The organism is Enterobacter cloacae complex sp. IR5422, assembly GCF_049238165.1.
In the GTDB taxonomy this organism is placed as follows: Bacteria; Pseudomonadota; Gammaproteobacteria; order Enterobacterales; family Enterobacteriaceae; genus Enterobacter; species Enterobacter roggenkampii.
Genome location: NZ_JBMKHT010000010.1, coordinates 34,184 through 59,726 on the forward strand (window position 1 = coordinate 34,184; position 25,543 = coordinate 59,726).

Annotated in this window: 26 protein-coding genes; 15 read left to right on the forward strand and 11 right to left on the reverse strand. The window is 56.7% G+C overall.

What is annotated here, in order from left to right:
• The first annotated feature begins 99 nt into the window (after positions 1-99).
• The 9 genes from ACOTXT_RS07250 (at position 100) to clcB (ending at position 9,188) form a co-directional block, all read left to right on the forward strand.
• Complete coding sequence (locus ACOTXT_RS07250) at positions 100-1,227, forward strand: alpha/beta hydrolase (protein WP_032637711.1); 1,128 nt, start codon at positions 100-102, stop codon at positions 1,225-1,227.
• A gap of 49 nt (positions 1,228-1,276) precedes the next feature.
• Complete coding sequence (locus ACOTXT_RS07255) at positions 1,277-2,461, forward strand: MFS transporter (protein ID WP_044596706.1); 1,185 nt, start codon at positions 1,277-1,279, stop codon at positions 2,459-2,461.
• 84 nt (positions 2,462-2,545) lie between these two features.
• The gene (locus tag ACOTXT_RS07260; RefSeq protein ID WP_055322319.1) at positions 2,546-3,169 is read left to right on the forward strand and encodes a glutathione S-transferase family protein; all 624 of its coding nucleotides are present in this window, start codon (positions 2,546-2,548) and stop codon (positions 3,167-3,169) included.
• A 159-nt stretch (positions 3,170-3,328) separates the two neighbouring features.
• Positions 3,329-4,066, forward strand: coding sequence for a YoaK family protein (locus tag ACOTXT_RS07265; RefSeq protein WP_032651667.1), 738 nt, complete (start codon positions 3,329-3,331; stop codon positions 4,064-4,066).
• Positions 4,067-4,342: 276 nt separating this feature from the next.
• The gene (osmY, locus tag ACOTXT_RS07270; RefSeq protein ID WP_039266233.1) at positions 4,343-5,053 is read left to right on the forward strand and encodes an osmoprotectant ABC transporter permease OsmY; all 711 of its coding nucleotides are present in this window, start codon (positions 4,343-4,345) and stop codon (positions 5,051-5,053) included.
• 18 nt (positions 5,054-5,071) lie between these two features.
• The gene (osmX, locus tag ACOTXT_RS07275) at positions 5,072-5,971 is read left to right on the forward strand and encodes an osmoprotectant ABC transporter substrate-binding protein OsmX (RefSeq protein ID WP_055322320.1); all 900 of its coding nucleotides are present in this window, start codon (positions 5,072-5,074) and stop codon (positions 5,969-5,971) included.
• A gap of 8 nt (positions 5,972-5,979) precedes the next feature.
• Positions 5,980-6,627 (forward strand): osmoprotectant ABC transporter permease OsmW, encoded by a 648-nt coding sequence (gene osmW / locus ACOTXT_RS07280; protein ID WP_014169860.1) that lies wholly within the window; start codon positions 5,980-5,982, stop codon positions 6,625-6,627.
• Positions 6,627-7,775 (forward strand): osmoprotectant ABC transporter ATP-binding protein OsmV, encoded by a 1,149-nt coding sequence (gene osmV, locus ACOTXT_RS07285; RefSeq protein WP_023344013.1) that lies wholly within the window; start codon positions 6,627-6,629, stop codon positions 7,773-7,775. Before osmW ends, osmV begins: the two co-directional genes overlap by 1 nt.
• Positions 7,776-7,877: 102 nt before the next feature.
• Complete coding sequence (gene clcB, locus ACOTXT_RS07290; RefSeq protein ID WP_063453369.1) at positions 7,878-9,188, forward strand: voltage-gated ClC-type chloride channel ClcB; 1,311 nt, start codon at positions 7,878-7,880, stop codon at positions 9,186-9,188.
• Here clcB and bioD read toward each other — a convergent pair.
• The 3 genes from bioD to ACOTXT_RS07305 form a co-directional block, all read right to left on the reverse strand.
• Positions 9,123-9,818 carry a dethiobiotin synthase gene (gene bioD / locus ACOTXT_RS07295; RefSeq protein ID WP_008502446.1) on the reverse strand — a complete coding sequence of 232 codons (696 nt, stop codon included), beginning with the start codon at positions 9,816-9,818 and terminating at the stop codon, positions 9,123-9,125. The two genes, clcB and bioD, sit on opposite strands and share 66 nt — an antisense overlap.
• A 130-nt stretch (positions 9,819-9,948) precedes the next feature.
• The gene (gene mlc / locus ACOTXT_RS07300) at positions 9,949-11,169 is read right to left on the reverse strand and encodes a sugar metabolism global transcriptional regulator Mlc (RefSeq protein ID WP_421625298.1); all 1,221 of its coding nucleotides are present in this window, start codon (positions 11,167-11,169) and stop codon (positions 9,949-9,951) included.
• A 94-nt stretch (positions 11,170-11,263) separates the two neighbouring features.
• Positions 11,264-12,196: a LysR family transcriptional regulator gene (locus ACOTXT_RS07305; RefSeq protein ID WP_333163861.1), complete on the reverse strand. Its 933-nt coding sequence runs from the start codon at positions 12,194-12,196 to the stop codon at positions 11,264-11,266.
• Positions 12,197-12,317: 121 nt separating this feature from the next.
• On the opposite strand from ACOTXT_RS07305, the gene ACOTXT_RS07310 reads away from it, so the two are divergent.
• Positions 12,318-13,571, forward strand: coding sequence for an MFS transporter (locus tag ACOTXT_RS07310; protein WP_333163858.1), 1,254 nt, complete (start codon positions 12,318-12,320; stop codon positions 13,569-13,571).
• Positions 13,572-13,645: 74 nt separating this feature from the next.
• On the opposite strand, the gene ACOTXT_RS07315 is transcribed toward ACOTXT_RS07310, so the two are convergent.
• Complete coding sequence (locus tag ACOTXT_RS07315) at positions 13,646-14,113, reverse strand: hypothetical protein (protein ID WP_129344196.1); 468 nt, start codon at positions 14,111-14,113, stop codon at positions 13,646-13,648.
• 390 nt (positions 14,114-14,503) lie between these two features.
• Between ACOTXT_RS07315 and ACOTXT_RS07320 the strand changes: the two genes are divergently transcribed.
• The 3 genes from ACOTXT_RS07320 to ACOTXT_RS07330 all read left to right on the forward strand — a co-directional run bounded on the left by ACOTXT_RS07320 (position 14,504) and on the right by ACOTXT_RS07330 (position 17,697).
• On the forward strand, positions 14,504-15,991 hold the full coding sequence (locus ACOTXT_RS07320) for a carboxypeptidase M32 (RefSeq protein WP_333163853.1): 1,488 nt from the start codon (positions 14,504-14,506) through the stop codon (positions 15,989-15,991).
• Positions 15,992-16,221: 230 nt separating this feature from the next.
• Entirely contained in the window at positions 16,222-16,596 is a 375-nt protein-coding gene (gene asr / locus ACOTXT_RS07325) for an acid resistance repetitive basic protein Asr (protein ID WP_021241183.1), read from the forward strand.
• A 279-nt stretch (positions 16,597-16,875) separates the two neighbouring features.
• On the forward strand, positions 16,876-17,697 hold the full coding sequence (locus tag ACOTXT_RS07330) for a trypsin-like serine peptidase (RefSeq protein ID WP_008502460.1): 822 nt from the start codon (positions 16,876-16,878) through the stop codon (positions 17,695-17,697).
• Position 17,698: 1 nt separating this feature from the next.
• On the opposite strand, the gene ACOTXT_RS07335 is transcribed toward ACOTXT_RS07330, so the two are convergent.
• From ACOTXT_RS07335 to ACOTXT_RS07350, 4 genes are all read right to left on the reverse strand, one after another.
• Positions 17,699-19,861, reverse strand: coding sequence for a bifunctional diguanylate cyclase/phosphodiesterase (locus ACOTXT_RS07335; RefSeq protein WP_159125029.1), 2,163 nt, complete (start codon positions 19,859-19,861; stop codon positions 17,699-17,701).
• An 84-nt stretch (positions 19,862-19,945) separates the two neighbouring features.
• Positions 19,946-20,275: a multidrug/spermidine efflux SMR transporter subunit MdtI gene (gene mdtI, locus ACOTXT_RS07340; RefSeq protein WP_008502462.1), complete on the reverse strand. Its 330-nt coding sequence runs from the start codon at positions 20,273-20,275 to the stop codon at positions 19,946-19,948.
• Complete coding sequence (gene mdtJ / locus ACOTXT_RS07345) at positions 20,262-20,624, reverse strand: multidrug/spermidine efflux SMR transporter subunit MdtJ (RefSeq protein ID WP_008502463.1); 363 nt, start codon at positions 20,622-20,624, stop codon at positions 20,262-20,264. Before mdtJ ends, mdtI begins: the two co-directional genes overlap by 14 nt.
• Positions 20,625-20,741: 117 nt before the next feature.
• Positions 20,742-20,912: a hypothetical protein gene (locus ACOTXT_RS07350; RefSeq protein ID WP_085930315.1), complete on the reverse strand. Its 171-nt coding sequence runs from the start codon at positions 20,910-20,912 to the stop codon at positions 20,742-20,744.
• A gap of 133 nt (positions 20,913-21,045) precedes the next feature.
• Between ACOTXT_RS07350 and ACOTXT_RS07355 the strand changes: the two genes are divergently transcribed.
• Positions 21,046-22,080, forward strand: a complete 1,035-nt coding sequence (locus ACOTXT_RS07355; protein ID WP_023617736.1) for an AI-2E family transporter — start codon at positions 21,046-21,048, stop codon at positions 22,078-22,080.
• A 3-nt stretch (positions 22,081-22,083) separates the two neighbouring features.
• Here the strand turns inward: ACOTXT_RS07355 and ACOTXT_RS07360 are convergent, their stop codons facing one another.
• Positions 22,084-23,031 carry a zinc-dependent alcohol dehydrogenase family protein gene (locus ACOTXT_RS07360; protein WP_248210661.1) on the reverse strand — a complete coding sequence of 316 codons (948 nt, stop codon included), beginning with the start codon at positions 23,029-23,031 and terminating at the stop codon, positions 22,084-22,086.
• A gap of 25 nt (positions 23,032-23,056) precedes the next feature.
• A complete protein-coding gene (locus tag ACOTXT_RS07365) occupies positions 23,057-24,082 on the reverse strand; it encodes an LLM class flavin-dependent oxidoreductase (RefSeq protein ID WP_025911482.1) in 1,026 nt (341 codons plus the stop codon).
• Between the two features lie 178 nt (positions 24,083-24,260).
• Here ACOTXT_RS07365 and yajD point away from each other — a divergent pair, with 178 nt between their 5' ends.
• A complete protein-coding gene (gene yajD / locus ACOTXT_RS07370; RefSeq protein ID WP_003857471.1) occupies positions 24,261-24,608 on the forward strand; it encodes an HNH nuclease YajD in 348 nt (115 codons plus the stop codon).
• A gap of 37 nt (positions 24,609-24,645) precedes the next feature.
• Here yajD and ACOTXT_RS07375 read toward each other — a convergent pair whose 3' ends face one another.
• Positions 24,646-25,431, reverse strand: coding sequence for a MipA/OmpV family protein (locus ACOTXT_RS07375; protein ID WP_150148878.1), 786 nt, complete (start codon positions 25,429-25,431; stop codon positions 24,646-24,648).
• Positions 25,432-25,543 lie beyond the last annotated feature (112 nt).

Below are 25,543 nucleotides of genomic sequence, written 5' to 3' on the forward strand. Positions count from 1 at the left end.
ATAACAATATGATATGAATCCTAGCAGCTTTCGCCCTCTAATCAGCACTATTTCTGCTAACTATAATGACCGCAACACAACAACCCAGGGTTCATTTCTATGAAAACATTTACCCAAAAACTGTCCGTTGCGATGCTGCTATGTGCATCATTAAGTGGAGTGACAACAATGAGTTATGCAGAAACCACCAACCCAAACGCGCCTGTTTCGATGGTGAGCACATGGGATAAAACCTTTGCCGAAAGTGACAAAGTCGATCACCGTAAGGTGTCCTTCCAGAACCGATACGGGATCACTTTGGTAGGCGATCTGTATCTTCCCAAAAACCGCGGCGACCGCAAGCTGGCGGCGATTGCGGTCAGCGGGCCATTTGGCGCGGTCAAAGAGCAGTCCAGCGGCCTGTATGCGCAAACCCTGGCAGAAAATGGGTTTGTAACCCTGGCGTTCGATCCGTCCTATACGGGCGAAAGCGGTGGCCAGCCGCGCAACGTAGCGTCTCCGGATATCAACACCGAAGACTTTAGCGCGGCGGTGGACTTCCTCGGTTTGCAGAAAGAGGTTGATCGTAACCGCATTGGTATTCTCGGCATCTGCGGCTGGGGCGGTATGGCGCTCAACGCAGCATCCATGGACACCCGCGTGAAGGCGGTCGCCACCAGCGTGATGTATGACATGAGCCGGGCGATGGGCCACGGCGTGGGCGACGGGAAAGATCGCTATTCAACGTCTGACCGCCGTGCCGTTCTGCAGTATCTGAACGCACAGCGCTGGAAAGATGCTGAGAACGGTACCTTCGCGCACGGCGGCCATGACATTTATGTCGATGAGAACGGCAAGGTGACGGCAGCTGAACGTATTCTGCCGGAGGCGTTACCTGACAACCCGAATCCGGTACTCAAAGAATTCTTTGACTACTACCGTATGCCGCGCGGCTTCCATGCGCGCTCCGTCAACTCCACCGGCGCGTGGACCGCGACCACGCCATTATCATTTATGAATATGCCGCTGCTGAGCTACGGCAGGGAAATTACTATCCCAACGCTTATCGTAACCGGTGAAAAGGCACACTCCCGCTACTTTGCGGAAGATGCGTTTAAAGCGGTCGGCAGCAAGCAGAAGGAACTGGTGATTGTTCCGGGCGCAAACCATGTCGATCTCTACGATAATGCTGCCGGGAAGATCCCGTTCGGCCAGTTTGAGCAGTTCTTCAAAACCAACCTGAAATAAACCTCTACGCCACCCGCCCTATACGGGTGGCTCTTTGTGAAATCTGACTATGTCTACACTGAGCCGCACCACGTCACAGAACACAGAGCATGCACACTGGAGTGGCGTTTTTGCCATGACCCTGTGCGTATTTGTCCTGATTGCCTCGGAATTTATGCCCGTCAGCCTGCTTACTCCCCTTGCCAGAGATTTGGGCGTTACGGAGGGTCTCGCTGGCCAGGGGATCGCGATTTCCGGCGCGCTGGCGGTGCTGACCAGCCTCTTCCTTTCCCGGCTTGCCGGGAATATAAACCGCAAACACCTTCTTCTGGGCATGACGCTCCTGATGGCGCTCTCGGGGATGATTATCGCTTTCGCCCCAAACTATCTGGTTTACATGACAGGCCGCGCGCTGATCGGTATCGCTATAGGCGGGTTCTGGTCCATGTCTGCCGCAACGGCCATTCGCCTTGTTCCGCCGCATAAGGTTGCGCGCGCGCTGGCCATTTTCAACGGCGGTAACGCGCTGGCAACGGTGGTGGCCGCCCCGCTTGGCAGCTATCTTGGGGCCACTATTGGCTGGCGCGGCGCATTTCTTTGTCTGGTGCCCGTGGCGATAGTCGCGTTCATCTGGCAGTGTTTAAGCCTGCCTGACATGAACGCGCGTAAAAACGGTACATCACGAGGAAGTGTTTTTCGGTTATTCCGCCAGCCTGCCGTTTCCGTTGGTCTGCTGGCCTGCGGCCTGTTCTTTATGGGGCAGTTTGCGCTGTTTACCTATCTGCGCCCGTTCCTTGAAACCGTCACCCGGGTGAGCGGAGCCGGGCTGTCGCTAATTTTGCTCACCATAGGCGTTGCAGGTTTTGTGGGCACCCTTTTCGTTGCCCTGGTGCTTAATGCCGCGTTTTACATAACGCTGATCGCGATCCCTCTACTGATGGCGGCCATCGCAGTCGCGTTGATTCTCGCCGGGCATAACGTGTGGATTGTGGCCCTGCTGTCAGGCCTATGGGGGATGCTGGCAACATCAGCGCCGACGGGGTGGTGGACGTGGATTGCTCGAACGCTGCCGAAGGATGCTGAAGCAGGCGGTGGACTGATGGTCGCGGTGATCCAGCTCGCCATTGCGCTCGGCTCAACGGCGGGCGGTATAGCCTTCGATCGTTATAGCTGGCAGAGCTCGTTTGCATTGAGTGGCATAGTGCTCCTCTTTGCGGCAGCGCTAACGTTTCTGCTTTCGCGTCTTCACAAATAACGCGCCGGATGATTTTTTGACGCTTTTCTTCACCGATCGTGTATTGTTTTTAAACAATAACATCCTCTAAAGGACACCTGCGCAATGATCAGCATCCTCGGCAAAACCACCTCCATCAACGTTCGTAAAGTGCTCTGGACCTGCGAAGAAGCGGGCATCACTTATCAGCAGGAAGATTACGGCAGCGGTTTTGCCTCGACGGAAACGGATGCCTTTCGCGCCCTGAACCCCAACGCCATGGTGCCGGTGCTGATTGACGGTGATTTCGTGCTGTGGGAGTCCAATTCCATCTGCCGTTATCTGGCGCGCAAGGCCGAACGTCACGATCTGCTGCCCGCAGAACCGCAGGCCTGCGCCAACGTTGAGCGCTGGATGGACTGGCAGGCCACTGAATTTAACAACGCCTGGCGCTATGTCTTCCCGGCGCTGGGGCGTAAAAACCCGGACTTTAACGACCCTGAGCGCATTGCGGCGGGAATCAAAGAGTGGAACCACTGCATTACCATTCTGGAAAACCAGCTGCAGCGCACCGGGGCCTTTGCGGCGGGCGAGACGTTTACCCTCGCGGACGTGGTGCTTGGGCTGTCGGTGAATCGCTGGAAAATGACGCCATTTGATAAGCCAGACGTGCCAGCCATTGAGGCCTGGTTCGAGCGCCTTCACCAGCGTCCGGCATTTTTGCGTCACGGCAATAACGGCATGATATAAAACTTAATGCCTGAATGAATACCGCAACGAGGCTGTTTTATTTAATTACGAAACCCTGATTGTCGTCAGAGGGAATAATAATTAAGCCATATCCTGGACAGCCCATTGCACCGCTTTGCTAGCCTGAATAGTCAGGCAAAGCTCAACCCGGAGGTATTCTTGCTGATTAAACTCAAGAAAGAACGAACGCATCAGGAGGATCGCCGGCTTGCTCTCTGGCTGGCGACCTCAGCAGGTTTGCTGAACGCCATCGCCCTCGGGGCATTTGGTTTTTTTCCCTCACACATGACCGGCAACACCTCACAGTTATCCAGCGAAGTTTCTTCTACCGATCTGAGCGATATGATTTTCTTCGGCTCGATAATTCTCTCTTTTGTGGCTGGCGCCATTATTGCGCGCACGATCGTGATATGGGGAATTATCCATAACGTCAGGCTGGTTTTTTGCCAGATCCTTTTTGTCGAGGGGATATTACTGACCGGCGTTTCCTTCTACGAAATGTATTTCCATGCGCTCACCAGCAATCGCGAGATTATTCTATTTCTCTGCTTTCTGATGGGCATTCATAATTCCACCTCCACGCAGCTTTCCGGCGGACGGGTAAGATCGACGCACATTACCGGCACGCTAACGGACGCGGGGATTTCCCTGGCCTCCGTCATGGTGGCGATGCTGCGCAGGGATTACTCCAAAGATACGGCGGCGCAAAAAAGTCAGCTAAAAACCCACTTAACCACCCTGTTTTCGTTCATTACGGGCGGCATCGCGGGGCTGCTGCTGTTCCGATGGATTGGCTTTAACGCCATGCTGGCGCTGGGGGTGATGCTCGCGTTTGTCGCCACCGTTTCAATTATCACCGTCTCGTCGCGGGTTCGACGGGTTCGCGCCCCTCTATGAAGGTAATGACCTGTACTCGGCATAAAAGCCCTTTAGATGTGACACTGTCACATTTAAATATTCGCTTTAGGACTATTCTGCCCGCCCCACAATCAGGCCTTATGCCATAAGGCCTGACCTCAGGTTGCCACTAGTTTCATAGGGTTACTGATTTTGCCCCTTCGCTGGAACCCTTCCCAAACGCTTGCTATAGGTCAATTACCCCTGCCGAAACATGGCATAACAACAGGCAACCGGTGGTTGCTATAACGCATGCGCACAGGGAGACACACCGCAATGCACCCATTATTCAAACGTTCGCTGCTGTTTGTCGGCGCCATTATCGTGGTTCTCGCCCTCCTCGTCTGGGGGATCGGGCTGGAGACCATCAGAGCGCGTCAGGTTGACCTGATCTATCTCGGGCAACAGCATATGATTCTGGTTTTCTCATCAATGTTCTTTGCCCTGCTGGTGGGTATTCCGGCCGGTATTCTGCTGAGCCGCCCGGCCGCGCGGGGTATCGCCGAATATGTGATGCAAATCTTCAACGTTGGCAACACGCTGCCGCCACTGGCCGTGCTGGCGCTGGCGATGGTGGTGATTGGTATTGGCGATACGCCGGCCATCATCGCCCTGTTCCTCGCCTCGCTGCTGCCAATCGTGCGCAACACCTATGCCGGGCTGTGCTCGGTCCCGCCATCGCTGCTGGAAGCGGCAAACGGCATCGGGATGACCAAATGGCAGCGTCTGCGCCAGGTTGAGCTGCCTGCCGCCTGGCCGGTTATGCTCTCAGGGATCCGCATCGCCACCGCCATTAACGTCGGTACCGCACCGCTGGCGTTCCTGATTGGTGCCAGCAGCTACGGCGAGCTGATTTTCCCCGGCATTTATCTTAACGATTTCCCGACCCTGATCCTCGGCGCGGCGGCTACCGCCCTGTTCGCCCTGATCCTCGATACCCTGCTGGCGGCGCTGGGTCGCGTGATGAGTCCCCATCTCGCTCGATAACAATAACAAGGAGCTTTTATGAGACTGTTTTCCGGCCTGACGGCGCTGTGTGCCGCGGCGCTGTTCACCAGCCAGGCGATGGCGGCCCCGCTGATTCTGGCAACCAAGAGCTTTACCGAGCAGCATATTCTCTCGGCGATGACCGTGCAGTACCTGCAAAAGAAAGGATTCCAGGTTCAGCCGCAAACCAATATCGCCACGGTGATTTCCCGTAACGCGATGATCAACAAGCAGATTGACATGACCTGGGAGTACACCGGCACGTCATTAATCATCTTTAACCACATCAACAAGCGCATGTCGCCAGAGGAGTCTTACGAGACGGTGAAACGTCTGGACGCGAAGCACGGTCTGGTCTGGCTCAAGCCCGCCGACATGAACAACACCTATGCGTTCGCCATGCAGCGCAAGCGCGCCGAGGCGGAACATATCAACACCATGTCGGAGATGGTGGCGAAGATTGAGCAGATCCGAAAAACCACCCCGGACAAAAACTGGCTGCTGGGCTTAGACCTGGAATTTGCCGGGCGCAGCGACGGCATGAAGCCGCTTCAGGCCGCCTATAAGATGGACCTGGACCGCCCGCAGATCCGTCAGATGGACCCCGGCCTGGTCTATAACGCGGTGCGCGACGGCTTCGTCGACGCCGGGTTGATTTATACCACCGATGGTCGCGTGAAGGGCTTCGACCTCAAGGTGCTGGAAGATGATAAAGGCTTCTTCCCGAGCTATGCCGTCACCCCGGTAGTCCGTAAGGACACGCTGGAGGCCAATCCGGGCCTGGAAGAGGCGCTCAACACCCTCTCGGCCCAGCTCAACAACGACGTTATCACCGAACTGAACAAGAAGGTGGATATCGATCATCAGTCACCGCAGCAGGTCGCCCGTGATTTCCTGCGTAGCAAACAGCTGCTGTAGGAGGCGCTATGGAGACAATTCACTACATTCTGGACAACTGGGACTACCTCTTAACCCTGACGCTGCAGCATCTGTGGCTGGTAGCGCTGGCCGTGGGCTTAGCCATTCTCATCGGCGTCCCGCTCGGCATTCTGATTGTTCGCCACAAGTGGCTGGCGACGCCGGTGCTGGGGATTGCCACCATCGTGCTGACCATTCCGTCCATTGCGCTGTTTGGCCTGATGATCCCGCTCTTTTCGCTGATCGGTCAGGGGATTGGCGCCCTGCCCGCGATCACAGCGGTGTTTCTCTACTCGCTGCTGCCGATTGTGCGTAACACCCATACGGCGCTCGACAGCCTGCCGCCGGGCCTGCGTGAAGCCGGACGCGGCATCGGCATGACCTTCTGGCAGCGCCTGCGCTGGGTCGAAATTCCGATGGCGCTGCCGGTGATTTTCGGCGGGATCCGCACCGCCGTGGTGATGAACATCGGCGTGATGGCGATTGCCGCCGTGATCGGCGCGGGCGGTCTGGGTCTGCTGCTGCTCAACGGCATCGGCGGAAGCGATATTCGCATGCTGATTGCGGGTGCGCTGATGATTTGTCTTTTAGCGATTGTGCTCGACTGGCTGCTGCACCGTCTGCAGGTGGTTCTGACTCCAAAGGGGATTCGATAATGATAAAACTGGAAAACCTCACCAAACACTTTTCACAGAAGCACGGCCAGACCTTCAAGGCCGTCGACAACGTCAACCTGAACGTGCCCGAAGGGGAAATGTGCGTCCTGCTCGGCCCGTCCGGCTGCGGGAAGACCACCACCCTGAAGATGATTAACCGCCTCATTACGCCCAGCAGCGGGACGATCCTGATCAACGGCGAAGACACCAGCGGGATGGACACCGTCACCCTGCGCCGCAACATCGGCTACGTGATCCAGCAGATTGGCCTGTTCCCGAACATGACCATCGAAGAGAACATTACCGTCGTACCGCGCATGCTGGGCTGGGATAAAGCGCGCTGCAAAACCCGCGCCGAAGAGCTGATGGATATGGTGGCGCTGGATCCGCATAAGTTCCTGAATCGCTATCCGCGCGAGATGTCCGGCGGCCAACAGCAGCGCATCGGCGTGATCCGCGCCCTGGCGGCGGATCCGCCGGTGCTGCTGATGGATGAGCCCTTCGGCGCGGTGGACCCGATCAACCGCGAGGTGATCCAGAACCAGTTCCTCGAGATGCAGCGCAAGCTGAAAAAAACCGTCATGCTGGTCAGCCACGATATCGATGAAGCCCTGAAGCTTGGCGACCGTATTGCGGTGTTCCGGCAGGGGAAAATCGTCCAGTGCGCCAGCCCGGACGAACTGCTGGCGAAACCGGCGAATGAGTTTGTTGGCTCGTTTGTCGGCCAGGACCGCACGCTGAAGCGTCTGCTGCTGGTCTCGGCGGGCGACGTCACTGACCAGCAGCCCACTATCACGGTACGTGGCTCTACCCCGCTTCCAGAGGCCTTTGCCACCATGGATGATAACGATATCCGCGCCATCACCGTGGTGGACGAGCACGGCAAGCCGCTGGGCTTTGTGAAGCGTCGCGAAGCGCGTAACGCCAGCGGGACCTGCGCCGACATCCTGCATCCGTTCCGCATGACCGGCAAAGCCGAAGACAACCTGCGCGTGGTGCTGTCACGCCTGTATGAGAGCAACACCAGCTGGATGCCGATCGTGGATGAGGACGGGCGCTACAACGGCGAGATTTCTCAGGACTATATAGCCGAGTATCTCAGTTCAGGTCGTACGCGTCGGGCGCTGAATATACATAGCGAGAACTAATCTTTCCGGCCGGGCATCGCCCGGCTTTTCCGCACGCATACCTTTTGCTACCCCCGCGATTTCCCGCCACAATATTGTATCTTTCCCGTTTACTCGCGACCCATGCAACGTCTTCATACGTACCCCGACATCCGCGCGATGTTTCGTCGACTGCTGATTGCTACCGTCACCGGCGTGCTGGCCGCGCTGGCCGTTGCGGTGTTCCGCCACAGCATGTATCTGCTGGAGTGGCTGCTTCTCAGCAACGACAGCGGCAGCCTGGTGAATGCCGCCGCGTCGCTCTCACCCTGGCGGCGCGCGCTGACGCCCGCGCTGGGCGGGCTGGCTGCGGGACTGTTACTATGGGGATGGCAACGGCTGACCGCCCAGCGGCCTCATGCCCCCACCGATTATATGGAAGCGCTGGAGACCGGCGACGGTCAGTTTGATTACGGCGCCAGCCTGGTGAAATCCCTTGCCTCGCTGCTTGTCGTGGCAAGCGGAAGCGCCATCGGGCGTGAAGGGGCGATGATCCTGCTTGCCGCCCTCGCCGCCTCCTTTTTTGCCCGGCGCTTTACGCCCAAATCCGAATGGAAGTTATGGATCGCCTGCGGCGCCGCGGCCGGGATGGCCAGCGCCTACCATGCTCCGTTAGCCGGAAGCCTGTTCATTGCGGAGATTCTGTTTGGCACCCTGATGCTGGCCTCGCTCGGGCCCGTGGTTATCGCGGCGGTAGTGGCGCTTCTCACCACGCAGCTCCTGGCGCCGGGAACCGGCACGCTCTACGCGGTCCATTTGAGCGGCACACTCACCGCAACTGATTATGCCCTGCTGGTCGCCATGGGGCTGCTGGCGGGTCTTTGCGGACCGCTGCTGATGTGGCTGATGGCGTTCAGCCACGGGCTGTTCCTGCGCCTTAAGCTTTCGCCGCCGTGGCAGCTGGCGCTCGGCGGTGCGATCGTCGGGCTGCTGTCTCTTCTGACGCCGAAGGTGTGGGGGAACGGCTATAGCGTGGTGCAGGCTTTTCTGCTCGCCCCACCGCTGCTGTCGATCGTTGCAGGCGTCTTTATCTGTAAACTGCTGGCGGTGCTGGCGAGCAGCGGATCGGGCGCGCCGGGCGGGGTATTCACGCCCACGCTGTTTGTCGGCATGGCGACAGGGATGCTATTTGCACAGCTTTTCGCGCTGTGGCTGCCGGGTGCTGAGACGGCGATTCTGCTTGGGCTGGCGGGGATGGCGACGCTACTCGCCGCGACCACGCATGCGCCCATTATGTCGGCGCTGATGGTCTGTGAAATGACCGGGCAATATTTTTTACTGCCCGGTTTGCTGGTCGCCTGCGTGCTGGCGTCCGTGCTGTCGCGGACGTTACGCCACGACTCGATCTACGGTCAACACGCCACTGAGGGCAGAGAGATCGATGTACTGCGCTAGCTCGCGCTGCTCGGCGCGAGGCAGATAAGGCAGTTCACCCACCAGCGGTCCGGGTAGTTTGGTGCTCAGCACGTCGATGATCTCCGCATAGTGCGCCAGACCAGGGTTGATGCGGTTGGCCACCCAGCCAACCAGCGGCAGGCCGTCATTGGCAATCGCCTGCGCCGTCAGCAGCGCATGGTTGATGCACCCTTCCTGGATCCCCACCACCATCACCACCGGAAGCTGTTCCTGCACCACCCATTCCGACAGCGGGCGCAGGTCGTTCATCAGGCTGCGCCAGCCGCCCGTGCCTTCCACCACCACGTGATCGACCTTCTCGCACAGGCTCGCCAGACCGTTGGACAGCAGAGGGTAATTAATCAGACCGCTGTGCGCCACGCTGCTCTCCTCTTCGCTTAACGCAATAGGATTGATCGCGTGATAAGGCAGTTCCAGTGACGAGACGCTTTGCAGTACCAGGGCGTCTTTATTACGCAATCCCTCTGGCGTCTCTTTACTCCCTTTTGCGACCGGTTTGTACCCTGCCACGCGTTTACCGCTTGCTGCCAGCGCCTGCAGCAATGCGCGGGATACAACGGTCTTGCCGACAGAGGTATCTGTACCAGTAACAAAGAAACGCTTAAGCATGACTCACTCCACCTCTTGGGTATGCTTCGAAAATATAAACCAGGTAAATAATTCAGTGGAGGAAGTCTACGGGATGCGTGCGCTACCCGGCTTGAGATAGCGCAATTTTTCTTACATCTGCAAAAAAGAGTTAACCCTGTAACAGGCGGATCAACAGCGAGCCGTTATACATGGCATCTTTGACCAGCGCGGCGCCGGCCATCGTGCCCTGATTGGAAAACTGGGTACTTTCTACCGCAATGTTCCGGCTGTAGGCGGGAAGCGACTGCTGCTGAATACAGGCCGTAATCGCCGGGAAGAGGATCTCCGCCGCCTGGCTCAGCGGTGAGCCAATAAGGATTTTTTGCGGGTTGAAGAGGTTCACCATAATCGCCAGAATGCGGCCAACGTTATTCCCCACCCCGGTAATGATGTCCTTCGCCAGCAGATCGCCCTGACGCGCCGCGGCGCAGAGAGAATCCACCGTGAGGGGTTGTCCGTGCAGCGAGGAGCTCATGGACTGACTGAGCCTGACCTGCGCCAGCTCCAGCACGCTTTCCACGCTGGCAATGGTCTCCAGACAGCCGTGGTTCCCGCAGTAGCAGCGCTTGCCGTATGGGTCGACCTGGGTATGGCCAATTTCCACCAGACTGCTGCTTCCGGCGTGGAGAAGACGTCCATCAGTAATGACGCCTGCCCCGACGTTATGATCGATAACCACCTGAATCACATCCCTCGCCCCGCGTGACGCGCCGAACAGCGCCTCCGCCATGGTCCAGGCGCTGATGTCATGCTGAATATAGACCGGCACGCCGGTATGGTTTTTCAGCACTTCGCCCAGCGGCATCTCTTTAACATCGTCGTAAAACGGCATGCGGTGAACAATGCCATTTTCGGTATCAATAATCCCCGGCATGGTGATGGCAATCGCCGTTAAGCGTTCAAGCTTCTGCTGGTGACGAATAAAGAAGCGATCGATATGCGAAACAATCGCGTCGAGGAGCGGTTCCTCAGCGTTGAGCGGCAGATCAAGACGGTCTTCCACCACCAGCTTGCTGCTGAGATCGCGCAGCGCAAGGAAGATCTCCCCCCGGCTGATGCGCAGCGACAGGTAGTGCCAGGCTTCCGTCTCCACCACCAGTCCGACCGCCGGACGGCCACGGCTGCCCGGCTCCTGAATTTCCGTCTCCTGAACCAGGTGCGCTTCCAGCATCTCGCGGACAATCTTGGTAATACTGGCGGGTGCCAGCTGTGCCAGGCGCGAAAGATCGATACGCGAAACCGGACCAAGCTGATCAATCAGGCGATACACCGCGCCAACGTTGGTCTGCTTAATCTGATCAATATGCCCTGGCTGACTATCAGCGACCACCTCGTACTCCCTTATTTTCGAGCTTCGAAATAAACTGTTGGCTATGGTGAAGCACTTGCAGGGCTGCCGTCAAATATTTACTTAGCCATGTGATTTACTGCACATTTTTGCCCACTTTTCCCTGAAAATGCCGCCCGGAGGAGGCGTTCATCAACTGCTGTTTGAAGCGCTCTGCGGCATGGCTCTGTTCGCGATGTTTTGCCCAGACCAGCCACATCTCTGAAACGGCATCCTCTTCGGCGATGGTCACCCAGCGCATTTCGCGCAGTTGTACCCGTTTAAAGGAGGCCGGAAGAATAGACACCCCCAGCCCGGCGGCGACCAGGCCGATAATGGTCATCGCTTCCCCGACTTCCTGGGTGATGACCGGGGCAAGATCGTAGCGGCGCATCAGCCCCAGGATATCGTCATACAGACCCGTTCCGACCTGCGGGTCAAAAAAGACAAACGGCTCGTTTGCCAGCTCTGCCAGTGAAACCGCCGGACGCGACGCCAGCGGGTGATCGTGCGGGATCATGGCCATCAGCGGCTCGCGCAGGATCACCTCCCACGCCAGCGAGTCCGGCAGCTGGGTATTACGCATAAGCCCCAGATCCAGCGAACCTTCATTGAGCGGCGCGATCTGCTCGCGGGTGTTGATCTCGCGCGTTTGAATATGAACATCCGGGAAATGGCGACGGAATGACGACAGGGTTTCCGAGACGGCGCTGATAAACGGTGCGGACGAGGTAAACCCGATGCGCAACTCTCCGGCCTCCCCGAGATAGAGCCGTTCTGCCCGGGCGGCGGCATCCTCGACCATGCTCAGAATTTGTCGGCTGTCGATGAGAAACTGCTTACCCGCCGCCGTCAGGCTCACGCTGCGGTTGGTGCGGGCCAGCAGGCGCGCCCCGACCTGCTGCTCCAGGATCTGAATCTGCTGGCTTAAGGGCGGCTGAGAGATGTTCAGCCGCGCCGCCGCGCGGCCAAAATGCAGCTCTTCGGCGACGGCGACAAAATAGCGGAGATGACGCAGCTCGATATTCATATTTCTAAAGTATCATTTGAGATTATTAATATATTAGACAGAATATTTACATTTTCCTACCCTTATCAGGTGGTCATACCCGTCACCAGAAATCACGGGGATGTTTAAGCAAGGAAACTGTGTGAGTCGTACAACTGCCATTGATATCGATCCGGCGAGCGATATCGATGATTTACCTGCAACATCGCAGCCGGTTCAGTTCATTAAACGTGGTACCCCCCAATTTATGCGCGTCACGCTGGCGCTCTTCTCCGCCGGTCTGGCGACCTTCGCCCTGCTCTATTGCGTTCAGCCGATCCTGCCCGTGCTCTCCCATGAGTTTGGCGTTTCACCCGCCAGCAGCAGCGTATCCCTCTCTATTTCAACCGGCATGCTGGCGATTGGCCTGCTCTTTACCGGGCCGCTGTCCGACGCCATCGGCCGTAAACAGGTGATGGTAACCGCGCTGATGCTGGCCTCGGTTTGTACGCTACTCTCGACCATGATGACCAGCTGGCACGGCATTCTGGTGATGCGCGCGCTGATTGGGCTCTCGCTCAGCGGCGTGGCGGCGGTCGGGATGACCTACCTCAGCGAGGAGATCCACCCGAGCTTTGTTGCCTTCTCTATGGGGCTATACATCAGCGGGAACTCGATTGGCGGGATGAGCGGACGTCTGCTGAGCGGGGTATTCACGGACTTCTTTAGCTGGCGTATTGCGCTGGCGGTCATCGGCTGTTTCGCACTGGCTTCTGCCCTGATGTTCTGGAAAATTCTGCCGGAATCGCGTCATTTCCGCCCGACATCGCTGCGCCCGAAAACGCTGTTTATCAACTTCCGCCTGCACTGGCGCGACAAGGGGCTGCCGCGCCTGTTCCTGACCGGCTTCCTGCTGATGGGCTCGTTCGTCACGCTGTTTAACTATATTGGCTATCGCCTGATGCTCTCGCCGTGGCATCTGAGCCAGGCTCTTGTCGGTTTACTCTCGGTTGCGTATTTGACCGGAACGTGGAGTTCACCAAAGGCCGGGGCAATGACCGCCCGCTATGGCCGCGGCCCGGTCATGCTGTTCTTCACATCGGTGATGCTGGTCGGCCTGCTGCTGACGCTGTTCTCCTCCCTGTGGCTGATTTTTGCCGGCATGCTGCTCTTCTCCGCGGGTTTCTTCGCCGCCCACTCGGTCGCCAGCAGCTGGATAGGCCCACGCGCGCGTCGCGCCAAAGGTCAGGCATCGTCTCTTTATCTGTTTAGCTATTACCTGGGGTCCAGCATCGCCGGGACGCTCGGCGGCGTGTTCTGGCATAACTACGGCTGGAACGGCGTGGGCGGGTTTATTGCGTTGATGCTGTGCGCGGCGTTGCTGGTGGGGGGAAGCCTGCATAAACGTCTGCATTAACATTGTATTGAAAAGCCGATATTGCATAAAACGAAAGGCCGAAATAAACGGCCTTTCGTTTTATGTGGATTAAATCAGCGATTATTGTAAGCGGCAACACCTGCGCCAACAATAGCCAAAACACCAACTACTGCTTTAGCCTCTTTCACATGTTGGTTATGCATTATCGCTGCTTTATTCGCATTAACCGCATTAGGATCTAATGTAATAACATTGCTGAAATGGCTCATGCAAGCATCATCAACAGTTCCATTGAATGTACCTGAAAGTACTTTATCAGTTTTATTATCAATTAGTAATGACAATGCACAGATATGAGTAGCTGTAGCACTATCATAATTACCAGTGGTGTTAGATGTTCCAACCGCCCCTCCGGAGAAACCGTTACCATATCCCTGATAAGTGGAACTACCGACCGCCACAGCATTGGTATCAGTGCTAAACAAACCAGCAGATGTTGTACCTTGATTGCTGTCCCACTGATACATTGTCTGGCTCCCATTGACGGGCATTGTTCGTGTTGGTATCCCTAAATCAGTCATTGCTTCTGCCTTACTGTGCCCAACAAGCGTAACTGTAGCATTTCTATACTGAGAAGGAACGGGTTGCATCGCGCAGCCAGCTAGTAAAGCCACTGAAATCGAGCATAAAATAAATTTAACCATTATAAAAGTTGCCTATTAGTTGACTTTGACGCTATGAAAATCGCGTCGGCATAAGAATATTCTTATGTGCATTTCCATATTTGACTCTAAGAGCTATCTTCAACTTTCAAATAATTCATACGGTCAATGCAAATAATCATGATTATTCACATTACCAATTTAAAACGTTAAGAAGCATCAACAACATTTGAGTAAGAAACATCTGTTTTAATCAGATCTGGACCTCTGTATGCTCGTTAAGAGCCTCAAACACAACGAGAACGTAGAATGAAAAATAATTATTCCTATCTATCGCTTACTAAAACCTTCCAGCGTCTCTCCCGCTTCTCGCACCTTACCTCCATCGCCAGCTGGGACATGTTCACCATGATGCCGCCCGGCGGCAGCGCCGCGCGCGGCGAGGCGCTGGCGGAGATGAGCGTCCTGCAGCACCAGATCCTGACCGATAAAAAAGTCGGCGACCTGTTAGCGGCGGCGGCAGGTGAAGATCTGAATGACGTCGAACAGGCCAACCTGCGCGAAATGACGCGCCACTACCAGCAGGCAACCCTGCTGCCGGAATCGCTGGTGGAAGCCAAATCCCTGGCGGGCAGCAGGTGCGAGCACGCCTGGCGCACGCAGCGTCCCGCCAACGACTGGCAGGGCTTTTCCGCCAACCTGAAAGAGGTGGTCAAACTCAGCCGTGAAGAGGCGCGCCTGCGGGCGGAAGCCAAAGGCTGTACGCCGTACGACGCGCTGCTGGATATTTTTGAGCCCGACATGACCAGCGCCCGTCTGGACGCTCTGTTCGGCGATATGAAATCCTGGCTGCCGGACCTGCTGGCAAACGTCGTGGAAAAGCAGGCGCAACGTTCGTTTGTTCCTCCTCAGGGCCCGTTCCCGACCGCAACACAGCGCGAACTGGGCCTGGAAGCCATGAAAATGCTCGGCTTCGATTTTAACGGCGGTCGCCTCGACGTGAGTGCGCACCCGTTCTGCGGCGGCGTACCGGAAGACGTGCGCATCACCACGCGCTACGACGAGGATGAACTGCTCAGCGCGCTGTTTGGCGTGATCCACGAAACCGGACACGCGCGCTACGAACAAAACCTGCCGCGCGCATGGGCAGGACAGCCGATTGCCCTCGCCCGCTCAACCGCGATCCACGAATCCCAGAGCCTGTTCTTTGAGATGCAGCTGGGACGCAGTGAAGCCTTCCTCAAACATCTTCTCCCTGCGGTGCACGCCCGCTTTGGCAGCCAGGCGGCGTTCAGCGAAGAGAACTTTATTGCCTGGAACCAGCGCGTGAAGCCGGGCTATATCCGCGTCGATGCGGACGAAGTGAGCTACCCGGCACACGTGGTGCTGCGCTATGAGATTGAGCGCGCGCTGATCAACGGCGAGATCGAAGTGGACGATATCCCTGCCCTGTGGGACGAGAAAATGCAGGCCTGGCTCGGGTTATCCACCAAAGACAACTACCGCAACGGCTGCATGCAGGATATCCACTGGACTGACGGCGGTTTTGGCTACTTCCCATCCTATACGCTGGGGGCCATGTATGCCGCACAGCTGTTCCACGCCGCCAAAACGGCGCTTCCGGGTCTGCAGGCCTCCATCGCTGAGGGCGATTTTTCCGCACTCTTTGAGTGGCTGCGTCAGAACATCTGGCAGCACGGCAGTCGATTCAGCACGTCGCAGTTAATCACCCAGGCGACGGGTGAAGATCTGAATATCCGTTACTTCCGCGAGCATCTGACCTCCCGTTATTTGTAATCTGTTTGGCCGGGGATGAGGGACCTCAGGTAGAGAAGCCGTATGTTCCCCCTCACCCCAGCCCGTACACCCTCATGGGAGAGGGAGCCGTCTGTGCAGGACGCCGGCAATGTACATATGGTTACACGCCGATACCAATCACTCACGGAAACCCCGAATTTACAGGGATATAGTTATTTCAACGGCCCCGCAGTGGGGTTAAATGAAAAACCAAATTCGAGGGTATGAACATGAAAAAAGTATTAGCTCTGGTTGTTGCCGCTGCTATGGGTCTGTCTTCTGCTGCGTTCGCTGCTGAAACCACTGCTGCACCGGCTGCTGCGGCACCTGCTGCAACGACCACCGCGGCGCCAGCAAAAACTGTCCATCACAAGAAACATCATAAAGCCGCTAAACCGGCTGCAGAGCAAAAAGCCCAGGCCGCTAAAAAGCACCACAAAAAAGCGACCAAACCAGCTGCAGAGCAGAAAGCCCAGGCTGCTAAAAAGCACCACAAAAAAGCGACCAAACCGGCTGTAGAGCAGAAAGCCCAGGCTGCTAAAAAGCATCACAAAAAAGCAGTAAAACACGAAGCTGCTAAACCAGCTGCACAGCCAGCTGCGTAAGAGTACAAGCTAAACCGTGCCCTTCGGGGCACGTTGGTAAACCGGCGCTGAACCGGAGCAGGTTCCGCGCCGTTTTTTTTATCCGGAGGGCGTATGCTGCGGCGCTATCGGTTTGAGCTGATTCTGATCCTGCTTATTTTATGCGCGCTCATCGCCAGCCATTTTTATCTTTCCTGAATGTAGCACGCTGATTTTACTCCCACTTTAGCGCTGTCCCGTCTATAGTATTTTCATAGGGTTCACTTTTAATAATCATAATTACCCCCACCAGAGTGAGATATGCGTAAATCTGTTGTGTTGTTACTGGGAACGTTTGGTCTTTTTTCTGGATTCTCACATGCGGATGATGGCGGTGATGACACCATTAGCGCGAAAGAGCTAAAGACGCTTTTTTTCAATCATGACGACCGTACGCGCGTCGCCGATCCCACCCAGGCGCCCTGGGATGCTATAGGTCAACTGGAAACCGCCAGCGGTAACTTATGTACTGCGACCTTGATCACCCCTCAGCTTGCCCTGACGGCAGGTCACTGTCTGTTAACGCCACCAAACGGCAAGCCGGATAAAGCGGTGGCCTTGCGGTTTGTGTCGCAAAAAGGGACCTGGCGCTATGAAATCCACGGCATTGAAGGCCGGGTCGATCCGTCTCTCGGCAAACGGCTGAAACCGGATGGTGACGGCTGGATCGTGCCACCGGCGGCCGCCTCATGGGACTTTGGCCTGATCGTTTTACGCTACCCCCCTTCCGGCATTACGCCGCTGCCATTATTTGACGGCGATAAAGACGCACTCACCGCCGCGCTGAAAGCCGCCGACCGGAAGGTGACGCAGTCCGGCTATCCTGTCGACCATCTGGATACCCTTTACACCCACACCGACTGTATTGTGACGGGCTGGGCGCAAACCAGCGTACTCTCGCACCAGTGTGATACGTTGCCGGGCGACAGTGGTTCACCGCTGATGCTGAAAACAGATAACGGCTGGCAGTTGATTGGCGTGCAGAGCTCTGCACCGGCGGCGAAAGATCGCTGGCGGGCCGATAACCGGGCCTTGTCCGTGACCGGTTTTCGCGACAAGCTGGAAGCGCTGGCGCAGCAGTAAATCAGCATCGTCTGACCTGATGTAGTGCCCTGATTGACTCAATCGGCATCGGCTGGCTGAACCAGAAACCCTGCAGTTGATCGCAGCCAGCCAGCCGCAGCAGTTTCATTTGTCTTTCGGTTTCGACCCCTTCGGCGACCACCGCCATCCCCAGCGCGTTGGCGATCCGCACCGTGCCGCTCACCAGCGCGGCCGCCTGTTCATCGTGGTCCACCAGCCCGGCCAGGGATTTATCAATCTTGATGGTGTCGAAGTTAAAACGCCGCAAATAGCCAATGCTGGAATAGCCGGTGCCAAAGTCGTCCAGCGCCACCGCGGTGCCCAGCGCTTTAAGATTGGCTATCGCCATGCGGGCACGCTCCGGGTTTTCGAGCACATAAGACTCCGTGACCTCCAGCTGCAGTCGGTTGGCAGGAAAATGGGTGGTCTCCAGCACGCTGGCCACTTTGTCTTCGAAGGCGGGATCGCGGAATTGTGCGGGAGAAATATTAACGGAAAGCGTTAAGTCACCGTACGGCTGGAGATCCTGACAGGCGCGCTGCAACACAAACTGGCCCAGTTTGTAAATCAGACCGCTCGTCTCAGCGATGGCGATGAAGGTATCCGGGCCCAGCGGCCCTTCCGGGCGACGCGGCCAGCGGACTAACGCTTCGACGCTGCTCATTTTCTGGCTGCGGGCGTCAATAATCGGCTGATACCAGACCTCAAACTCATCGCGCTCCAGACCGTTACGGATCTGATTCTCAATCGCCAGCTTGCGCTCACGGGCGCTGTTCAGCTCGGCGTCGTAGTGGGTGATACGCCCTTTCCCGCTCATTTTGGCATGGTACATGGCAATATCGGCGCGACGAAACAGCTCGGAGCTGGTGCATTCAATCAGGGTTCCGCTGGCGATCCCGATACTGGCCCCGATATGGATGGTGCGTTCCCCCAGCTGAATCGGGTTGGAGAGAGAATCCAGCACCGACACGGCAAAAGCGGTGGCCTGTGTCTCTGCCTTATCACCGCCGATTGTCATGGCAAACTCATCCCCGCCCATACGCGCCAGCATTCCCCCCGGCGGCACGCGTTCACTCAGCGTTTTCGCAATCGCCACAATGAGATCGTCACCCACGCTGTGGCCGTAGATGTCATTCACGTCTTTAAAGCCATCCAGATCGATAAACACCACGCTTTTGACGTCGATATCTCCGCGTAAGCTCACCCGATCCAGCGCCTCGATGAGCGCTCGCCGGTTCGGCAGATGGCTTAGCCAGTCCGTTCTGGCCACCAGACGCGCCTGGCTTTCTCCGCGCGCAAGCTTGTACAGCCCCACGCTGCTCACCAGAATAAAGAGCAGGATCAGGGCCGATGCCAGCACGACAATCTGGGTGATATCAGAGGATGCCGCCCGTGCGGCCTGCGCTCCCGGAAGCCGTGCCTGCCAGTTAAGATAGCCCAGCAGCTCCCCTGCCGAACTGCGCAGCGGCATACTCAGCTCGTTAATTTTATCCGGCGTAAAGTGCAGGTTATCGATCTGAAAGGTCGACCCCAGGTCGGATAAAATTCTGGCGTTCAGATGACGGGTGATTACCAGATAGCGGCGCGTTCCGTCGGTAACCTGTAATCTTCCGACCATCGGGCGAATCAGCCCAATGCCCACAAAGGCGACGCCGCTTCGCGTTTTGCTGATCCCGGCATAGATATTTTTATCGCCTGATAAGGCGCGCGCGTGCTGAGCAATCAGGGCTTTCAGCCCCTTGCCGAAAAAATCGAGATTCGTCTCCTGAAATGGCTGACTTTGAAACGATCCCCAGATGACGTTGAAATGCTCATCAAGCACGAAGGTGCCATCATAGAGGTTGTTGATTTTAAAGCCGGCGCCCCAGGTGTTATACAACCAGTTGGTATCGAGCGTGGGACGGTAGGCCTCCCGCACCGCATCGTCCCAGACGGCGTTATCCAGCACCAGCGAGGAGACGCGGTTGACCGATGTCTGAATGGCCCCCTGTACGGAAAGCGCCGCGCGGTGTTCATCAATTTCATTAGTTTTGGTGCTGATAAGATGCAGGGAAAGATAGAGGAGTGCGACGACGGAGATGATTAAGCCGATGCCCGCCATAAAGACCATGGCAAACAACGTTCTCGCGGTGGGAATATTGCGCCAGCTTAATGTGCGATACATCCGCCATCCTCTTCAGGGTTTTGCTTTTCTAAGCGTAATACAGGCAGCGAATTTCGCTGCCTGTAAAGGATGGCTTTATGAGCGTCAGGCGAGTTTTATCATAATCATACCGGCAAGCAGCAAGATGAGTCCCATCCAGCCCTTGTTATTTAAACGCTGACCGAAGAGCACCCAGCCTGCGGCCAGCGTGGCGGCGATACCAAAACCGCCCCACAGCGCATAGGCCACCGAAAGGTCAATCCCTTTTACCGCCTGGGACAGCGCGCTGAACGCGCCCAGAACCGCGGCAATCGACATCAGGCCGTAGAGCTTACGGCGAAAACCATCGGAGAATTTCAGCAGAACGTTCGCCAGAATTTCCAGCACGATGGCGAACCCCAGCCAGGCCGCATGAACCCACTCAAACTGTTGCATGGTTCTGCTCCTTCTGCACTTTAGACGGCTTACGGGTACCTGATTTAATCAGCACAATACCCGCGACCAGCGTCGTTAATCCGGCGACCTTCATTGTTGTTAATGTTTCGTCAAATATCAGAACGCTGAACAGCGTAATCAACAAAATACCGATCCCTTCCCACAGGGCATACGCGACGCCCAGCGCAATTTTTTTCACCGCAAATGAGAGGAAAATATAAGAAAGCGAAATCATCACCAGCATCAAAATAAAACCAGTATTGCCATCGCTGACGCTTGCCCACTTCATCGACAGCGTGCCGGTAATTTCAGCAATAATAGCCAGTGCTAATAAAATCCAGTAAAACATCTTTTTCTCCTGCTTGAGAATATAATCCATCGTGGCCCGCTGCGTGCAGCAAACCCAAAAATACGAATTGAAATCAGTCAGCTAAGCGCTTAGCGCCAGCTCAGGCAGAAGAAATGACTAGAGTGCGGTGCGCCAGTGTTGCTCACCAGAAAGCAGGCAGAAAGAGGTGGAGTATACAGCAGTATTGTTTGAAGAGTACGTCCTGAACATATTGTCCATAAAATTACAATTATCCGCGTTGTTGCTTCTCGTCTTTGCGGATGAAAATTGTCCTCGGTAGTTAAACACACCGAATTTGTACCATAAGCCAGGATTTTACTCAAAGTCTTTGCAATTCTTTACCCACCCCGTTTGATTTTGGTTAGTTTATTGCAACGCCTTTCGCCTTTATTATAAAAATAACGAAAATTGCGGAGTCACCATGGCTAAACCCATCATTACCCTGAACGGGTTAAAAATTGTCATCATGCTGGGCATGCTGGTGATCATATTGACAGGCGTGCGCTTTGCCGCCGACATTATTGTGCCCTTTATTCTGGCCCTGTTTATTGCGGTGATCCTCAACCCGCTGGTGCAGCGCATGACGCGGCTGCGCATCCCGCGCGTGCTGGCCATCACGCTGCTTATCAGCATCATTATTGTGGCGATGGTGCTGCTGGTCGCTTATCTGGGCACCTCGCTCAATGAACTGGCGCGAACGCTGCCGAAATATCGCTCTTCGCTGGCGATCCCCCTGCTGCAGCTGGAGCCCTGGCTGCAGCGCGCGGGGATCGAAGTCTCGGTTGAGGAACTCCTGAAATATATCGACCCCAATGCGGCGATGACGATCGTCACCAGCCTGCTGACGCAGCTTTCCAACGCCATGACCTCCATTTTCCTGCTGTTCTTAACGGTGGTGTTCATGCTGCTGGAGGTGCCCCAGCTGCCGGCAAAGCTGCAGCAGATCATGGTCCGTCCGGTTGAAGGAATGGGGGCGATTCAACGCGCGCTGGACAGCGTCTCCCGCTATCTGGTGCTGAAAACGGCCATTAGCCTGGTGACGGGCGTTGTCGTCTGGGTGATGCTTCTGGCGCTGGACGTCCGCTTTGCGTTCGTCTGGGGGTTACTGGCGTTTGCGCTTAACTACATTCCCAACATCGGCTCCGTGCTGGCGGCGATCCCCCCTATCCTTCAGGTGCTGGTTTTCAGCGGGCTTTATGACGCGCTGATCCTGCTGGCCGGATACCTGGTCATCAATCTGGTGTTCGGTAACATACTGGAACCGCGCATGATGGGCCGGGGCCTGGGGCTGTCCACGCTGGTGGTCTTTTTGTCCCTGATATTCTGGGGCTGGCTGCTCGGGCCCGTCGGGATGCTGCTCTCCGTTCCACTCACCATCATCGTCAAGATTGGTCTGGAGCAGACGGCGGGCGGGCAAAGTATCGCCGTGCTGCTGAGCGATATGAGTCATAAATAGCCGTCATTCCGCCATCGACAGGAGGGGCTTGCGGGTCCTTCCACCTTCACGATAAGCGCTTAGCGCCCTTCGCCACTCCGCCAGCGGGTACACCGTAACGTCGCTGTACTCACTGCCGGGCAACCTCAGCCAGATGCGCTCGAACTCTGCGCGCCACGCCTCAACGCTGAGCGCATCCAGACCGTTTCGGATATGGAACCACGCCACGCGCGGCGCAGGCCGCCGCTGTGTGAAGGCTTGCCCGGACAGCAGCCCGTAGCAAACAAACATGCCCGGCTCGGGCATCACGCTGAGGATCGCTTCCGCAAGCGGCCCGCCGGTGGCATCGTAGACGATATCGCTGCGTGCGGCGACGGCGCCGATTCTGTGCGCGTCATGCTGCGCGACAGGCGTGATCCCCATCGCCTCCAGCCGTTCAGCATGCACGGCGGAACGGTGAATGCCGTACACCGCTTCCGCCCCCGCCTGACGCGCCCACTGCCCCAGCAGGATGGCGCAATCGGATCCCGCAGCCGTGAGCAAGACCTGCTTTCCGCGCGGCGGGTAGCGGGTCAGCATCATCTGCGCCGCCAGCGGGTTGATGTAGGCCCGCGCGGCCAGGCGCGAGTCGACAGCGTCCGGAACGGGTATCGCATACTCTGCCGGGCAGTCCACATAGCGCTGCCAGGTGCCCTGACCGCGCAGCGGCAGGACGCGCTTACCCACCAGATGCTTAAACGAGGCGGGCGCCCCGGTGACAACCCCGACACCTTCATACCCCGCGACCGCCGGTAAGGGTGTTCTGTGGCGATAGGCGCCGGTGATGGGGATAAGATCGGACGCGTTGACCGGAGAAAACAGCATCCGCACGCGGAGCTGTCCGGGCGCAAGCGCGCCCAGCGGCGCGTTTTCAGGTTGCAGAACAGAGTCTGGCTCGCCAAACCGGCGATACCAGAGGGCCAGGTTTTCCATTACGATCTCAAGGCTGATAGCGGAACTACTCGCGCCAGCCCATTGCCGGTGCGACATGTTTGAGAATAGACTCAATCACGTGCGCATTATAATCCACCCCCAGCTGGTTCGGTACGGTCAGTAAGAGCGTATCCGCCTCGGCAATCGCCTCGTCCTTTTTCAGCTGTTCTACCAGCTTGTCCGGCTCCGCGGCATAGCTGCGCCCGAAGATGGCGCGCGTTTTCTCATCAAGATAACCCACGCTATCGCTGTCGTTGCGGCTGGCACCGAAATACATCCGGTCGCGGTCGTCCATCAGCGCAAAAATACTGCGGCTGACCGACACCCGCGGCTCGCGCGTGTGCCCTGCCTCTTTCCAGGCCTGACGGTACGCGCGGATCTGTTTTGCCTGCTGAATATGGAACGGCTCACCGGTTTCATCGTCCTTCAGGGTTGAGCTTTGCAGGTTCATTCCCAGCTTTGCGGCCCATACGGCCGTCGCATTTGAACCGGCGCCCCACCAGATACGCTCGCGCAGCCCTTCAGAATACGGCTCCAGGCGCAGCAGCCCCGGAGGATTCGGGAACATTGGCTGCGGGTTCGGTTTTGCAAACCCTTCCCCGCGCAGCACATCAAGCAGCACCTCGGTATGACGACGCGCCATATCCGACTCGTTTTCCCCTTCCTGCGGGACATAGCCGAAATGCCGCCAGCCATCAATAACCTGCTCCGGTGAGCCCCGGCTGATGCCCAGCTGCAGGCGACCGCCGGAAATCAGATCCGCCGCGCCCGCATCTTCGGCCATGTACATCGGATTTTCATAGCGCATGTCGATTACGCCGGTGCCAATTTCGATGGTTTTTGTTTTTGCCCCTATAGCGGCCAGCAGAGGGAACGGCGAGCTAAGCTGTCGGGCGAAGTGGTGCACGCGGAAATACGCGCCGTCTGCCCCCAGCTCTTCAGCCGCCACGGCTAAATCGATGGACTGCAGCAGCGTATCGGCCGCCGAGCGCGTGCCGGACTGCGGTGAAGGCGTCCAGTGACCAAAGGATAAAAATCCGATCTTTTTCATAACCCTGTGTCCTGATAATACGTTGCGTTCTGTCCACTTTACGCATTACCCGGTAAGAATAAATGCCGTTTATTTAACGGAATGGTTCAAATAAATTGACATAACTGACGGGTTCGTCACGACGCAACGTTATGGGATATACTCTTCCCCACTCTTTTCATGGCAGGTAAAACCGGCAATGGCTTTGATCCCCAAAAACTACGCGCGGCTGGAAAGCGGCTATCGCGAAAAAGCATTAAAAATTTATCCCTGGGTGTGTGGACGCTGCTCGCGCGAGTTTGTCTATTCCAATCTGCGTGAACTCACGGTTCACCATATCGATCACGACCATACCAACAACCCGGAAGATGGCAGCAACTGGGAGCTGTTGTGCCTGTTTTGCCACGATCATGAGCATTCGAAATACACCGAAGCGGATCAGTACGGCACCACCGTGGTGGCCGGGGAAGACGCGCAAAAAGACGTGGGCGTCGCCACGTTTAACCCGTTTGCCGATTTAAAGGCGATGATGGATAAGAAGAAGTAATCCTCTCGCCCCCTCGCTCACATCATGATCCGCGAATTTAGAATGTCCAGGTGATTGCGGCGGTTGCAGACCCCTCATTGCGCCGCATCACAATCGGGCTATCATTGGCATGGTCGCCAAGCCAGGTATAGTCCGCGCTGAGGACAGTTCCCCAGTGAGCATCGAACTGATGGCTCCAGGTCAGGCTGGTGTCGACGCCGTAAAATCCACCCGGCGCAGCATAGCGGCGATAGCCGGTGCGGCGGCTCTGCTGCTCGCTGACCCCATACCAGGTATTCAGATAACGGCTGTCGCCAAACAGGGCCGCAGACTGAAAGGCTATCGTGTCCCGGTTATTTTGTACCGGGATCAGCGTAACGGAGGCCTGATAGCTTGTCCCCTGACTGTCGGTTAACGGCAGCGTCGCTTTGCCTTCCATGCTCAGCCATGGCGCAGCCTGCCAGCCCACGGCAAGGCCGGTATTCAGGGTGGCATCAATATCCCCCATCCCTTTCAGGTTGTTTGCCCCCTCGCGCCAGCCAGAATTTTTATCTGCCCTTCCGGGGTCGTAGCCCAGCGTGTGTTCGAAATACCAGCCGCTGTCGTTTTGCAGGTCATATCCCGCCCCTTTTTGTGCATCAACAAAGAAAGCACCTTTGCGTCCCTGCAGCACAGGAACCACCTGCCACACCTGCTTGTCTGAGCCTGAGTAACGCGGGGCATATTGCCCTCCCAGCCCGACGGTTAAGGAATCGGACGCGGTGTCATCATCCGCCTGCGCGGCGGATGCCACGACCATCAGAAGCGGGACGGACATATACAGGACTTTTTTTATCGCTATCATACTGCTCTCCTTACAGACGCTGGCGTCTCCTGAGACAGGAACAGCCACACAATGTTGGCGCAGTATGATTTGGCTGAATCAATGAATCGTCGGGATAGTGTTAAGAAATGGT